The organism is Streptomyces sp. NRRL F-525 (assembly GCF_000716605.1).
GTDB lineage: Bacteria > Actinomycetota > Actinomycetes > Streptomycetales > Streptomycetaceae > Streptomyces.
Genome location: NZ_JNXE01000005.1, coordinates 221,176 through 235,073, shown reverse-complemented (window position 1 = coordinate 235,073; position 13,898 = coordinate 221,176). Strand labels below are relative to the sequence as shown.

Annotated in this window: 12 protein-coding genes and 1 riboswitch; of the genes, 6 read left to right on the top strand and 6 right to left on the bottom strand. The window is 71.8% G+C overall.

Annotation, left to right across the window (positions count from 1 at the left end; genetic code table 11):
* The first annotated feature begins 143 nt into the window (after positions 1-143).
* Positions 144-824 (top strand): hypothetical protein, encoded by a 681-nt coding sequence (locus OO69_RS10130; RefSeq protein WP_033280139.1) that lies wholly within the window; start codon positions 144-146, stop codon positions 822-824.
* Positions 825-897: 73 nt separating this feature from the next.
* Positions 898-1,542 (top strand): hypothetical protein, encoded by a 645-nt coding sequence (locus tag OO69_RS10125; RefSeq protein ID WP_234444392.1) that lies wholly within the window; start codon positions 898-900, stop codon positions 1,540-1,542.
* 43 nt (positions 1,543-1,585) lie between these two features.
* Here OO69_RS10125 and OO69_RS10120 read toward each other — a convergent pair whose 3' ends face one another.
* A complete protein-coding gene (locus OO69_RS10120) occupies positions 1,586-3,049 on the bottom strand; it encodes a glycine hydroxymethyltransferase (protein ID WP_033280137.1) in 1,464 nt (487 codons plus the stop codon).
* 31 nt (positions 3,050-3,080) lie between these two features.
* A riboswitch (ZMP/ZTP riboswitch) is annotated at positions 3,081-3,170 on the bottom strand.
* Between the two features lie 91 nt (positions 3,171-3,261).
* Here OO69_RS10120 and rocD point away from each other — a divergent pair.
* Positions 3,262-4,479: an ornithine--oxo-acid transaminase gene (gene rocD / locus OO69_RS10115; protein WP_033280136.1), complete on the top strand. Its 1,218-nt coding sequence runs from the start codon at positions 3,262-3,264 to the stop codon at positions 4,477-4,479.
* Positions 4,480-4,574: 95 nt separating this feature from the next.
* Positions 4,575-5,420, top strand: coding sequence for a hypothetical protein (locus OO69_RS10110; protein WP_033280275.1), 846 nt, complete (start codon positions 4,575-4,577; stop codon positions 5,418-5,420).
* A 28-nt stretch (positions 5,421-5,448) separates the two neighbouring features.
* Here OO69_RS10110 and OO69_RS10105 read toward each other — a convergent pair whose 3' ends face one another.
* A complete protein-coding gene (locus tag OO69_RS10105; RefSeq protein WP_033280135.1) occupies positions 5,449-6,840 on the bottom strand; it encodes a PLP-dependent aminotransferase family protein in 1,392 nt (463 codons plus the stop codon).
* Positions 6,841-6,886: 46 nt separating this feature from the next.
* On the opposite strand from OO69_RS10105, the gene OO69_RS10100 reads away from it, so the two are divergent.
* Positions 6,887-7,384 carry a carboxymuconolactone decarboxylase family protein gene (locus OO69_RS10100; protein ID WP_033280134.1) on the top strand — a complete coding sequence of 166 codons (498 nt, stop codon included), beginning with the start codon at positions 6,887-6,889 and terminating at the stop codon, positions 7,382-7,384.
* 46 nt (positions 7,385-7,430) lie between these two features.
* Positions 7,431-8,153: an isocitrate lyase/PEP mutase family protein gene (locus OO69_RS10095; RefSeq protein ID WP_033280133.1), complete on the top strand. Its 723-nt coding sequence runs from the start codon at positions 7,431-7,433 to the stop codon at positions 8,151-8,153.
* 6 nt (positions 8,154-8,159) lie between these two features.
* Here the strand turns inward: OO69_RS10095 and OO69_RS10090 are convergent, their stop codons facing one another.
* The 4 genes from OO69_RS10090 to OO69_RS10075 are packed head-to-tail and all read right to left on the bottom strand — an operon-like array spanning position 8,160 to position 13,864.
* Positions 8,160-9,116 carry an ABC transporter substrate-binding protein gene (locus OO69_RS10090; RefSeq protein ID WP_033280132.1) on the bottom strand — a complete coding sequence of 319 codons (957 nt, stop codon included), beginning with the start codon at positions 9,114-9,116 and terminating at the stop codon, positions 8,160-8,162.
* A 1-nt stretch (position 9,117) separates the two neighbouring features.
* Positions 9,118-11,073 (bottom strand): ABC transporter permease, encoded by a 1,956-nt coding sequence (locus OO69_RS10085; protein WP_033280131.1) that lies wholly within the window; start codon positions 11,071-11,073, stop codon positions 9,118-9,120.
* Positions 11,073-12,335, bottom strand: coding sequence for a quaternary amine ABC transporter ATP-binding protein (locus OO69_RS10080; protein ID WP_234444391.1), 1,263 nt, complete (start codon positions 12,333-12,335; stop codon positions 11,073-11,075). The genes OO69_RS10085 and OO69_RS10080 overlap by 1 nt, the downstream gene beginning before the upstream one ends.
* Positions 12,335-13,864 (bottom strand): GMC family oxidoreductase, encoded by a 1,530-nt coding sequence (locus OO69_RS10075; protein WP_033280130.1) that lies wholly within the window; start codon positions 13,862-13,864, stop codon positions 12,335-12,337. The genes OO69_RS10080 and OO69_RS10075 overlap by 1 nt, the downstream gene beginning before the upstream one ends.
* Between the last annotated feature and the right edge of the window lie 34 nt (positions 13,865-13,898).

Here is a 13,898-nt window from a genome sequence, read left to right as displayed (position 1 = left end):
CGGGGAGCGGCTGGTTGGGGGTTCTGGTGTTCGGAGGCGGAAGTACGGGCGGGGCAGGCGGAGTTACGGGCGGGAGTGCAGGCAGGCGTAGGAGGAGTGCGGGCGGAGTTCGTGAACTGGCGGCTCTGAGCGGGGCGTTGGCGATGACGCTGGCCCTGATGGTGTGGGGCGCGTCGGACGCGGCGGCGGGTGGGCCGACGAGCGTGCTCGTGACCTCTCCGGAGAGCGGGCAGGCCAAAGCGCTGTACTACTCGGACGAACAGTACGGAAAGCTTCAGCAGTTGCTCGGGCTGGAGGGCAAGGGCACCCGCGACAAGCCGCCCGAGGCCGATCTGGCCCACGCCCGGCAGATCAACGTCACCTGGCTGGCGCACGACATATCGCCCTGGCGGATCGACCGGGTCTTTCCGGTCGAGTCCCGGCCGCAGGCGGTCTGGATCCACACGGCGGCCGACCCGTCGGAGAACACGAACCTGAACGGCTATTGGCACCGGGCCGGGCAACCCGCCCAACTGCGCGCCCTCTTGAAGAAGTTGGGCGTGACGGGCAAAGGCACGGGTGACGGCTACTCCGGGATCTTCCCGGCGCCGTGGCAGTCGACCGAGCCCGCCACCACCGCGCCTGACACCGATACGGGGACCACCACGGTGCGGGTCGCGGCACAGGAGAAGGGTCGCGGCACCGACTGGTGGTGGGCGATACCGGGTGCGACTGCCGGAGCGGTACTGGCCCTGGTGCTGCGGCCGTTCGCCGCGCGGCTGCCGTTGGACCGGTGGCGGAAGGGGCGGGAGCAGGGGCCTCGGCAGGAGCTGCGGGACGTGTGAGGGGCGGCAGGAGACGGAGGGGGGAGGAATGGAACTCGGGAGGGGACGGGCGAGGTCGCGGGCCCTGTGTCTCATGGCCGGGCCGGTGCTGATGGCCCTGGTCGGGATGCACCAGGCCCAAGCGGCTCCGCGCCGGGACATCCCGGATCTGGCGCTGGTCGTGGCGGGTGACACCGGCCGGACGGAGACCTGGCGCTCCGGGCAGTCGTCGTTCGCCCGTCTGTGGACGTTGCTGCAGCCGACGTACGCGGGGACGGAGCGGGTGTCGCCGGAGTGGGAGGCGGGCCGGTATCCGGCGGTGCGGATCACCGTGGTGTGGGGGCTGACCGGGGTCGGGGGCTGGCCCCGGACGAATCGGGCTCCGGGTGGTGACGTGGCGGTGGAGCGGGAGGACCAGTTGTTCGTGGCCGCGGACGGCACCCCGTGGGTGCGGACGGATCCGGCTCCGGAGGTGGCGGACGACGACATCCGCTGGCATCGGGCGCCGCGTGCGGTCTTCGCGCAGATGGAGCGGGCGGGGGTGCTCGGTGGAACGGGTGGCGCCGGCAAGGCAGTTGGGGGCGGACCTGGATCGGCGGGGCTGGCCGGACCCGTCTCGTGGGCAGCGGCGGGGGTGGCCGTCGGGGTCGGCGGCACGCTGCTGATACGCCGCGCGGCGGCCCGGCGTGAGGCCGGACCGCCGCGCGAGGAACCACGACAGGAACTCATCGATCTGTGAGTCGCCGGTCTTTGACAACTCAAGAGTGAGCGTGGGTCAGCTGTCAGCCGAGGTCGATCTCCGGGTAGAGCGGGAAGCCGGCGACGAGGTCGGTGGCGCGGTGGGAGATCTCGTCCGCGATCTTCGGGTCGAGGACGTGCTGGGCCTTGGACGGCGCGCCCTTGCCGGTGGTGCCGGGCTCCGTGGTGGTGAGGACGCGGTCGATGAGACCGGCGACCTCGTCCATCTCCGCGGTGCCCAGGCCACGGGTGGTCAGGGCGGGCGTGCCGATGCGGATGCCGGAGGTGTACCAGGCGCCGTTGGGGTCCGCGGGGATGGCGTTGCGGTTGGTGACGATGCCCGAGTCGAGCAGGGCGGCCTCGGCCTGGCGACCGGTGAGGCCGTAGGAGGAGGCGACGTCGATCAGGTTGAGGTGGTTGTCGGTGCCGCCGGTGACGAGGGTGGCGCCCCGGCGCATCAGGCCGTCGGCCAGCGCGCGGGAGTTGTCGACGATGCGCTGGGCGTAGTCCTGGAAGGAGGGCTGCCTGGCCTCGGCGAGGGCGACGGCCTTGGCGGCCATGACGTGCGGGAGCGGGCCGCCGAGGACCATCGGGCAGCCGCGGTCGACCTGGTCCTTGAGGGAGTCGTCGCACAGGACCATGCCCCCGCGCGGGCCGCGCAGCGACTTGTGGGTGGTGGTGGTGACGATCTGGGCGTGCGGGACCGGGTCGAAGTCACCGGTCAGCACCTTGCCCGCGACCAGGCCGGCGAAGTGCGCCATGTCGACCATCAGGGTCGCCCCGACCTCGTCGGCGATCTCGCGCATGATGCGGAAGTTCACCAGGCGCGGGTAGGCGGAGTAGCCGCCGACGATGATCAGCGGCTTGAACTCACGAGCGGAGGCGCGCAGGGCCTCGTAGTCGATGAGGCCGGTGACGGGGTCGGTGCCGTAGGAGCGCTGGTCGAACATCTTGCCGGAGATGTTGGGGCGGAAGCCGTGGGTGAGGTGGCCGCCGGCGTCCAGGGACATGCCGAGCATGCGCTGGTTGCCGAAGGCCTGGCGGAGTTCGGCCCAGTCGGCGTCGGAGAGGTCGTTGACCTGGCGGACGCCCGCCTTCGCGAGGGCCGGGACCTCGACGCGGTCGGCGAGGATCGACCAGAAGGCGACGAGGTTGGCGTCGATGCCGGAGTGCGGCTGGACGTAGGCGTGGCGGGCGCCGAAGAGTTCGCGCGCGTGCTCGGCGGCGAGGGACTCGACGGTGTCGACGTTGCGGCAGCCGGCGTAGAAGCGGCGGCCGATGGTGCCCTCGGCGTACTTGTCGCTGAACCAGTTGCCCATGGCCAGGAGGGTGGCCGGGGAGGCGTAGTTCTCGGAGGCGATCAGCTTGAGCATCTCGCGCTGGTCGGCGACTTCCTGGCCGATGGCGTCGGCGACGCGCGGCTCGACGGCGCGGATCACATCGAGGGCGGCGCGGAAGGCGGTGGACTCGTTGGAGAGGGCAGAGAGAGGCACGGAATTGTCGGGCATGGGGACCTCCGGACGTGGCGTTCGGCGTTCTCGGTACGGCCCAGGCGCACGGCACACATTCCAGCTCGGGCCGCTCCCCGATGGTCGGTCCCATCCCAGCGCGCCAGTCACGGCCCGCCGGTCAGCCTACCGGGCGTGCCGGACGGTGCGGCTCCCGCGTCCACCATGCGGGCGAGGATAGGAAAGGGGCACCCTCACCCCCGGGAGACGCCGTGACCAGTGCGGAAGCCAGTACGGAAGCCCTCATCGCCGCCGCCGAGGCGCACACCGCGCACACCTACCACCCGCTGCCGGTGGTCGTCGCCACCGCCGACGGCGCGTGGATGACGGACGTGGCGGGGCGGCGCTATCTCGATCTGCTGGCCGGGTATTCGGCGCTCAATTTCGGGCACGGCAATCCGCGGCTGATCGCGGCGGCGAAGGCTCAGTTGGAGCGGGTGACGCTGACGTCGCGGGCGTTCCATCACGACCGGTTCGGCGCGTTCTGTAAGCAGTTGGCCGAGTTGTGCGGCATGGAGCTGGTGCTGCCGATGAACACGGGCGCGGAGGCGGTGGAGACCGCGCTGAAGACGGCCCGGAAGTGGGGGTACCGGGTCAAGGGGGTACCCGAGGGCAGGGCGAAGATCGTGGTGGCGGGCAACAACTTCCACGGCCGTACGACGACGATCGTCAGCTTCTCGACCGACCTGGAGGCGCGGGCGGACTTCGGGCCGTACACACCGGGCTTCGGGATCGTGCCGTACGGGGATCTCACCGCGATGCGGGCGGCGGTGAGTGAGAACACGGTGGCCGTGCTGCTGGAGCCGATCCAGGGGGAGGCGGGGGTGCTGGTGCCGCCGGCCGGATATCTGGCGGGGGTGCGGGAGTTGACGCGGGAGCGGAACGTGCTCCTCATCGCCGACGAGATCCAGTCGGGGCTCGGGCGCACGGGGCGGACCTTCGCGTGCGAGCACGAGGGGGTGGTGCCCGACATGTACGTGCTCGGGAAGGCCCTGGGCGGTGGAGTGGTGCCGGTGTCGGCGGTGGTGTCGAGTGCGGAGGTGCTGGGCGTGTTCCGGCCCGGGGAGCACGGGTCGACGTTCGGCGGGAATCCGCTGGCGTGTGCGGTGGCGCTGGAGGTGATCGCGATGCTGCGGTCGGGCGAGTACCAGGCGCGGGCCGCAGAGCTCGGGGAGCATCTGCACCGGGAATTGCGGGAGTTGACCGGTACCGGGCGGGTGACGGCGGTGCGCGGGCGGGGTCTGTGGGCGGGGGTCGACATCGCCCCGGCGGTCGGGACGGGCCGGGAGATCTCGGAGAGGCTGATGGACCGGGGCGTCCTGGTGAAGGACACCCACGGGTCGACGATCCGGATCGCGCCGCCGCTGATGATCAGCCGGGAGGACCTGGACTGGGGGCTGGCCCAACTGCGGGCGGTGCTGGGGGTCTAGACACCATCCCGGGAGTTCCTGGAGTTGGGTGAGAGAGCCCACGCGGGAGGCCGCGGCGATCTCCCCTCCCCTAGAGTCACTTTGTGCTCTTTGGAATGGTGTGCGCGCTCGGCGCGGCGGTCTGCTTCGGTACGGCGACGGTGTTGCAGGCGGTCGCCGCGCGGGCGGCCACGACCGGTGGAGGCGGGGACGCGGCGCTGTTGCTGCGGGCGCTGCGGCAGTGGCGGTATCTGGCGGGGCTGGGGCTGGACGGGCTGGGGTTCGTGTTCCAGATCGCGGCGCTGCGGTCGCTCCCCATCTACGCGGTCGGCGCGGCACTGGCGTCGAGCCTCGCGGTGACGGCGATGGTGGCCGCGCGGCTGCTGAAGGTACGGCTCAGCGGCGTGGAGTGGGGAGCCGTCGGCGTGGTGTGCGCGGGCCTCGCGATGCTGGGGCTGGCGTCCGGGGCGGAGGGGCACCGGGACGGGTCCATGGCGTTGAAGTGGGCGATGCTCGGGACAGCGGTGGTGGTGCTGCTGCTCGGGCTGGTGGGTGGGCGACTGCCGGAGCGGGGGCGGGCGTTGACGCTCGGTCTCGGTGCCGGGTTCGGGTTCGGGGTGGTCGAGGTGGCGGTGCGGCTGATCGACTCGCTGAAGCCCTCGACGCTGGTCGGCAATCCGGCGACGTACGCGCTGCTCGTCGGTGGGGGCGCCGCGTTTCTGCTGCTGACGACGGCTCTGCAGCGGGGGTCGGTGACGACGGCCACCGCCGGGCTGGTGATCGGGGAGACGATCGGGCCGGCTGCGGTGGGGGTGGTGTGGCTCGGGGACCGGACGCGGGAGGGGCTGGAGTGGCTCGCGGTGCTGGGGTTCGTGGTGGCGGTGGTGGGAGCGCTGGCGTTGGCGCGCTTTGGTGAGGCGCCGGCGGAAGCAGCCGACGAAGCTCCCGTGGAAACGGCGTAGGCAGGCCGCACGAAGACGGCGGCGCTGGTCACGGCAACACCCGGCACAACGCCTCCACCGCCCCAGCCCACGCATGGTCCGGCGGCGTTCCGTAACCCACCACCAGGGCGTCCAGGGGGTCGGCGAGGGCGTGTTCGTGGCAGTAGAAGGACAGGGCGTGGAGGGCGAGGCCCTGCCAGGCGGCGGCTTGGACCACGGACTGTTCGGTCCCGGGTGGGAGGCTGAGGACGGCGTGGAAGCCGGCCGCGATGCCGGTGACGTGGACGTCGGGGGCGTGCTGGGCGAGGGCGTCGACCAGGGTGTCGCGGCGCCGGCGGTAGCGCAGGCGGGCGGCGCGGACGTGGCGGTCGTAGGCGCCGGAGGTGATGAACTCGGCGAGGGTCAGCTGGTCCAGGACTCCGCAGGTGTCGATGCCGCCCTTCGCCTGCGCGACCTCCTCCATCAGCGAGGGGGGCAGGACCATCCAGGCCAGGCGGAGGCCGGGGGCGAGGGACTTGCTGGCGGTGCCGAGGTAGACGACCTGGTTCGGGTCGAGGCCCTGGAGGGCGCCGATGGGCTGGCGGTCGTAGCGGAACTCGCCGTCGTAGTCGTCCTCCAGGACCAGGCCCCCGGTGCGTCGGGCCCAGTCGACGACGGCGGAGCGGCGGTCGTGGCGGAGGGGGACGCCCATGGGGAACTGGTGGGCGGGGGTGAGGAGGACCGCCGGTTCGTCCGTCAACTGGCCGGGGTTCGCGCCCAGTTCGTCGAAGGGGAGGGGGCGGGTGCGCAGGCCTGCCTCGTTCAGGATCTGCCAGTGGACGGCGAGGCCGTAGGACTCCACCGCGATGGTGTGGGCGCCGCGGGCCCGCAGGACGGCACCGAGGAGGCGGAGGCCGCTGGAGATGCCCGCGCTGATCAGGATGTGCTCGGGGTCGGCGCGGACGCCGCGGGCGCGGGAGAGGTAGGCGGCGAGGGCGGTGCGGAGTTCGACGCGGCCGCGGGGGTCACCGTAGCCGAGGGCCTGGTAGGGGGCGTTGGTGAGGGCGCGGCGGGCGGCCTTGAGCCACTCGGTGCGGGGGAAGGCGGCGAGGTCGGGGGTGCCGGGGACGAGGTCGTAAGCGGGGCGGGTGCGGAGCCGGCGGGGCGGGGTGGTGTCGGTGGGCGGGACGACGGCGCGTTCGGCGACGCGGGTGCCGGAACCCTGGCGGGCGGTGAGCCAGCCCTCGGCGACGAGGTCGGCGTAGGCGTCGGCGACCGTGTTGCGCGCGATGCCCAGGTCGGCGGCGAGGGAGCGGGAGGAGGGCAGCCGGGTGCCGGGGGCGAGGCGGCCGGTGCGGACGGCGTCACGCAGGGCGTCCGTGAGGCCGCGGCGGACGCCGGTGCTGGTGGCGGTCGGATCCAGATGCAGGTCTACGCCGAAAGTGGCCCAAGATTTCGCCATGAAAATGGACCATACTCCTGGGCTGCCTGACTTCTAGAGTCGAGACATGACCACAGCACAGGAAACTCCTTACGCCCACGAGCACAGCCCCCGCCTGAACTGGGCCGAGCACGCGCCCGAGGTCTACAAGGCGATGGTCCGTCTCGACATCGCCGCCCGGCGGGGCCTCGACCCCAAGCTGCTGGAACTGGTGAAGATCCGCGCCTCGCAGCTCAACCACTGCGCGTACTGCCTCGACATGCACACCAAGGACGCGCTCGCGGCGGGCGAGAGCGTGGAGCGGATCATCCAGCTCGGCGCGTGGGAGGAGTCGCGGCACTTCTACACCGAGAAGGAGCTGGCGGCGATCGAGCTGACCGAGGCGGTCACCGTCATCACGGACGGCTTCGTGCCGGACGAGGTGTACGCGCGGGCGGCCGAGCGGTTCGAGGAGGCCGAGCTGGCGCAGCTGATCGCCGCGATCACGGTGATCAACGCGTGGAACCGGTTCGGGGTGAGCACGCGGATGGTGCCGGGGCACTACAAGGCGGGGCAGTTCAAGTGACGTCGCCCGCACGGGTGTTGGAGCGCGAGGTGCGGGGGCGTCGGCCGTGAGCAAGGTGGAGCTGTTCCGGAGTCTGCATCGGCGGCGGCTGCCCGGTGATCCGCTGGTGCTGCCCGGGCCGTGGGACGCGGTGAGTGCGCGGGTGTTCGTGGAGGCAGGGTTCGCGGCGCTCGCCACGCCCAGTGCCGGGGTCGCCGCCTCGCTCGGGTACGAGGACGGGGCTGTGCCGGCGGACGAGATGTTCGCGGCGGTCGCGCGGATCGTGCGGGCCGTGGACGTGCCGGTGTCCGCCGATGTCGAGGGCGGGTACGGGCTCGCGCCGAAGGAGCTGGTGGAGCGGCTGCTGGAGGCGGGGGCGGTCGGGTGCAACCTCGAGGACTCCGAGGACGGAGTGCTCAAGGACCCGCGGCGGCACGCCGATTGGCTGGCCGAGGTGCGGGCGGTGGCGGCGGAGCGGTTGTTCGTCAACGCGCGGGTCGACACCTTCCTGCACGGTGACGGGAACCCCGAACGGGCCATCGAGCGGGCCGCGTTGTACGTCGCGGCGGGTGCCGACTGCGTCTATCCGATCATGGCTCCGACGGAGGTGCTGCTGTTGCTGCGGTCCGGTATCCAGGGGCCGGTCAACGCGCTCGCGCGGCTGGACGGCGAGGGCCCCTCGCCCACCACACTCGGTGAACTCGGGGCCACGCGCATCACGTTCGGGCCGGGGCTCCAGCGCTGGGCGGCCCTCGCGCTCAAGGGGAGGGCCGTGGAGCTGAAGCGGTGAGTGGGGTCAGGACAGCCAGGCCTTCCAGGTGGAGGGGTGGCTGTCCACCCACTTCTTGGCGGCGTCGGCCGGGGAGAGTTTCTGGTCGGCGATCATCAGGGAGACCTCGTTCTGGTCCTCGGTCGTCCACTTGAACTTCTTCAGGAAGGCCGCTGCCTTGCCGCCGCGCTTGGCGAAGTCCGTGTTGAGGTACTTCTGCAGCGGGGTGTGGGGGTAGGCACAGGCGACCTTGGCGGCGTCGGCGTCGCAACCCTCCTTGTAGGCGGGGAGTTTGACCTCCGTCATGGGGACCTTCTTGAAGAGCCACTGGGGTGCGTACCAGTAGGTGAGGAAGGGCTTCTTCTCCTTGGCGAACTGCTTCATCTGGGTGATCTGCGCGGCCTCCGAACCGGCGAAGACCACCTGGTAGTTCAGCTTCAGGTTCGTCACCAGGGCCTTGTCGTTGGTGACGTAGGAGGGCGAGCCGTCCATCAACTGGCCCTTGCTGCCGCTCTCGGCGGTGCGGAACAGCGAGGAGTACTTGTTGAGGTTCTTCCAGTCGGTGATGTCCGGGTGCTGCTTGACCAGGTAGGTCGGGACGTACCAGCCGATGTGCCCGGTCACCCCGAGGCCGCCCGCGCGCGTGATCGTCTTCTTGTCGTCGACGTAGCGCTTCTCCTGGTCGGGGTGGCCCCAGTCCTCCAGGATCGCGTCGACCCGGCCCTGGCTGAGCGCGTCCCACGCGGGGACCTCGTCGACCTGGACGGTGTCGACGCGGTAGCCGAGCTTGTGCTCCAACAGGTACTGCGCGACAGCCACGTTGGCCTGTGCGCCCACCCAGGACTGGACGGAGAGGGTCACGGTCTTGGCGCCCTGCGCGTTGGCGAAGGGCGAGGCCTGCTTGGTCATGTCGGCGGCGCCACAGCCCGAGAGCAGGGCGAGGGACGTCACCGCGGCCACTGAATAAGCCGTACGAACTCGCATGTCACGCTCCCTTCTTGGTGCGGCGTTCCGTCGGTTGGGTCACCCGGTCGAGCATCAGGCCGAGGCAGACGATCGCGGCGCCGGCGACGAGTCCGGTCGCCAAGTCGCCCTGGGCCAGGCCGAACACGGCGTCGTAACCGAGGGCGCCGCCGCCGACCAGGCCGCCGATGATGACGACGGCGAGGACCAGGACCACGCCCTGGTTGACGGCGAGGAGCAACGCCGGTCGGGCGAGCGGGAGTTGGATCTGGCGCAGCTGCTGAGTGCAGGTCGCGCCGAGCGAGCGGGCCGACTCCAGGGCCGCCGGGTCGACCTGGCGCAGGCCCTGGGTGGTGATGCGGACGACGGCGGGGAGGGCGTAGACGACCGCCGCTGCGACGGCGGGGGCGCGGCCGACACCGAAGAGGGCGACGACCGGGATCAGGTACACGAACTGCGGCATCGTCTGGCAGACGTCGAGGACGGGGCGCAGGGCGCGTTCGAAACGGTCGCTGCGGGCGGCGGCGATGCCGGTCGCGAAGCCGAGGACGAGGGTGACGGCCACGGCGGCCAGCACCTGCGACAGCGTGTCCAGCGACGGCTTCCACACCCCGAGCACGCCGATCGCGGCCATGGCGAGGACGGCGGTGAGCGCGGTGCGCCAGGTGCCGATCACCCAGGCGAGGGCGGCGACGATCAGCAGCACCGACCACCACGGCAGCCACTGCAGGCCGTCGCGTACGGGGTCCAGGACCCAGGTGGTGAAGTGGCCGGCCCAGTCGGCGGTGCCGCCGAGGTAGGGGACGCCGGAGTAGAGGTGGGCGGTCATCCAGTCGACGACGCGGTTCACCGGTTCGGCGATGTTCAGGGTCCAGCCGGAGGGCCAGTCCAGGGCGCCGGCGAGCCGGACGGCGACCGCTACGACCACGGTGGCGCCGAGCGCGTACAGCCACGGGCGGAGGCTCGACCCCGGCTCGCCCGCGGACGCGTCGGTCTGCTCACCGGCCGCCGCGGTGACGCGGTCCAGTACGACGGCCAGGAGCACGATCGGGATGCCGGCGGCCAGGGCCGCGCCCACGTCGACGGAGGCGAGTGCCTGGTAGACGCGGTCGCCGAGGCCTCCGGCGCCGATGACGGAGGCGATGACGGCCATGGAGAGGGCCATCATGATCGTCTGGTTGAGGCCGAGGAGGAGTTGCTTGCGGGCCAGCGGGAGCCGTGCGGTCAGCAGGCGTTGGCGTCCGGTGGCGCCCAGGGAGTCGACGGCTTCGAGGACCTCCGGGTCGGCGTCGCGCAGGCCGAGCGCGGTGAGGCGGGCCATGGGCGGGGCGGCGTAGACGACGGTGGCGAGGACGGCGGCGGGGACGCCGATGCCGAAGACGAGGACGACGGGGAGGAGGTAGGCGAAGGCCGGGAGCACCTGCATGGTGTCCAGGACCGGGCGCAGCGCGCGGTCCGTGCGTTCGGAGAGGCCACCGGCCAGGCCGAGGAGCGCGCCCACGACGACCGAGGTGAGCACCGCGACCACCATCAGCGCGAGGGTTTGCATGGTCGGTACCCACATGCCGAGCAGCCCGCAGGCGAGGAAGGCGACGCCGGTCCCGATCGCGAGCCGAACGCCCGCCACCCGCCAGGCGACGAGGGCGCCGAACGCGGTGACGCCGGCCCAGCCCGCGGCGAGCAGGACCAGGTAGACGGCGCGTACGGAGAGGACGACGGCGTTGCTGATGTAGCCGAAGAAATAGAGGAACAGCGGGGAGCTGTCGCGGTTGTCGATGATCCAGTCGTTGGCCCGGCCCAGCGGACCGGACAGGTCGACGGTGAGAGCGTGCGGCCAACTGCCGCTGGCCCAATGCGCGTTGGCGAGCGGTACGAGGATCGCGGCGGCGAGCGCGAGCAGGAGGAGTTTGTGCGCGGCCCGGTGCCGGAGGATTCCGGGAAGGGCGGGGCGCGGGGCGGGTGCGGTGACCGTGGCCATCAGACCGCCTCCTTGCCGGTATCGGCGAGCTCCTTGCGGACGCCGGTGCCGGGGCCGTCGCCGGTGCCGGAGCCGTCGCCGTTGCTGGGGCCGCCGCCGTTGCTGGGGCCGCCGCCGGTGCCGTCGCCGGTCGCGATGCCGGCGCCCACGCCGCCACCGCCTCCCGCGCCACCGCTGTCCCCCGTGCCCGCGACCACGCCGAGCAGCGCGTCCGAGTCCACCATTCCGACGCAGCGGCCCTGGTCGACGACCCTCGCCGGGACCCCGGCGCGCGCCACCGCCTCGATGGCTTCGGAGACGGTGGCGTCGGGCGCGACGGCGGGACCGCTGCCCGCGCCGCCGACCCCGCCGGCCTCCTCCGCGGACGCGGCCCGCATCGCCGTACGGACCGTCATGACGTCAGCGCGCGGTACGTCGCGTACGAACTCGCGGACGTAGTCGTCGGCGGGTGAGCCGACGATCTCCTCGGGGGTGCCGAGCTGGACGATGCGGCCGTCGCGCATCAGGGCGATGCGGTCGCCGAGCTTGAGGGCCTCGTTCAGGTCGTGGGTGATGAAGACCATCGTGCGGCCCTCTTCCTGGTGCAGCCGGACGACCTCCTCCTGCATGTCGCGCCGGATCAGCGGGTCGAGCGCGCTGAACGGCTCGTCGAAGAGGAGGACTTGGGGGTCGACCGCCAACGCCCGTGCCAGGCCGACGCGTTGGCGCTGGCCGCCGGAGAGCTGGCCGGGGCGGCGCTGTTCCATACCCTCCAGGCCGACCTTGGTGACGACCTCGGCGGCGCGGCGGCGGCGCTCGGCCTTGCCGACGCCCTGGATCTCCAGGCCGTAGGCGACGTTGTCGAGGACCGTGCGGTGCGGGAGGAGGCCGAAGTGCTGGAAGACCATCGCGGCGCGGTGGCGGCGGAGTTCGCGCAGCCGGGACTTGTCCATCGCGCGGACGTCCTCGCCGTCGATGGCGATGGTGCCGGCGGTGGGTTCGATGAGGCGGGTGAGGCAGCGGACCAGGGTGGACTTGCCGGAGCCGGAGAGGCCCATCACCACGAAGACCTCGCCCTTGCGGACGTCGAAGGAGACGTCGCGGACGGCGGCGGTGCAGCCGGTGCGGGTGCGCAGGGCGGCGGCGTCGAGGGCGGTGAGTTCGGGGTCGGCGGGGACCTCGTCGGCCTTCGGGCCGAAGACCTTCCAGAGGCCGTCCACCGAGAACACGGGGTTGCCGGAGACGCTGGGGGTACTGGGGGTACTCGTCGTCGCGGTACTCATCACGCACCACCTCCGATCAGGTCGACAGCCCTCTCGCCGACCATGAGCACCCCGATCATCGGGTTCACGGCGGGCATGGTCGGGAAGACGGAGGCGTCGGCGATCCGGATGCCGTCCAGGCCGCGGACCCTCAACTCTGGGTCGACGACGGCCAGTTCGTCGGAGTCGGCGCCCATGCGGCAGGTGCCGGCCGGGTGGTAGACGGTGTGGGCAACCTTGCGGGCGTACTCGCTGAGTTCGGCGTCGCCGAGGATCTCCGGGCCGGGGCACACCTCGCGCTTCAGCCAGCCGGCGAGGGGTTCGGTCTTCGCGATCTCGCGGGCGATGCGGATGCCGTCGACGAGGGTGCGGCCGTCGTAGTCGTCCTCGTCGGTGAAGTACCGGAAGTCCAGGGCGGGTTTGACCGCCGGGTCGGCGCTCTCCAGGTACAGGCGGCCGCGGCTCTTCGGCTTGGGGATGTTCGGGGTCATGGAGACGCCGAACTCGGGGCGTTCGTAGCCGAGGCGCTCGGGGTTGTCCGTGAAGGGCACTTGGTAGAAGTGGAACATCAGGTCGGGGCCCTGGTGTTCGGGGTCGCGGCGCACGAACAGGCCCGCGTCGGAGTCCATCGCGGAGTTCTCCGGGATCGGTCCGTTGGTCTCCCAGACGATCACCGACTCGGGGTGGTCGAGGAGGTTCTCGCCGACGCCCGGGAGGTCGACGGCGACGGGGATGCCCAGCGCTTCGAGATCCTTGCGGGGGCCGATGCCCGAGTGCAGGAGCAGGCGCGGGGAGTCGACGGCGCCGGCGCAGAGGACGACCTCGCGGCGGGCGCGGACGAGGAGTTCCTCGCCGTCCTTGGTGCGGACGTGGACGCCCTCGGCGCGGGTGCCGTTCAGCTCCAGGCGGTGGGCCCAAGTCTCAAGGAAGATACGGAGGTTGGGGCGCTCGTCCATCACCGGGTGGAGGTACGCGACGGACGCCGACGACCGCTTGTTGTTCTCCGGGTGGTAGGCGAGGTCGAAGAAGCCGACGCCGTCCGTGAACGGGGCCTGGTTGAAGCCCTCCACGCGCGGGACGTCGAGTGCCTCCTGGGCCGCCTCGACGAAGTCGCGGGCGATGGCGTTCCGGTCCTTCTCGTCGACCGGGACGATGTTGTTGAGGAGGCGGGCGTAGTACGCCTCCATCGAGATCGCGCCCCAGCCCTTCGCGCCGGCCGCCTCCCACTCGTCCCAGTCGGACGGCAGCGGCTTGAAGGCGATGAGGGTGTTGTGCGAGGAGCAGCCGCCGAGGACGCGGGCGCGGCTGTGCCGGATGTGGGAGTTGCCGCGCGGCTGTTCGGTGGTCGGGTAGTCGTAGTCCAGTTCGCCGCCGAGGAGGCCCATCCAGCGGCGCAGGGTCAGTACGTCCTCGCGGCCGACGTCGCTGGGGCCGCCTTCGATGACGGCGACGGTGACGTCGGGGTTCTCGGTGAGGCGGGAGGCGATGACGGAGCCTGCGGTGCCGCCGCCGATGACGACATAGTCGTACATGTACTCGTTCTCGGGCATGGGGGTACTCACTCCAGTCGGAAAGAAAGAGGCG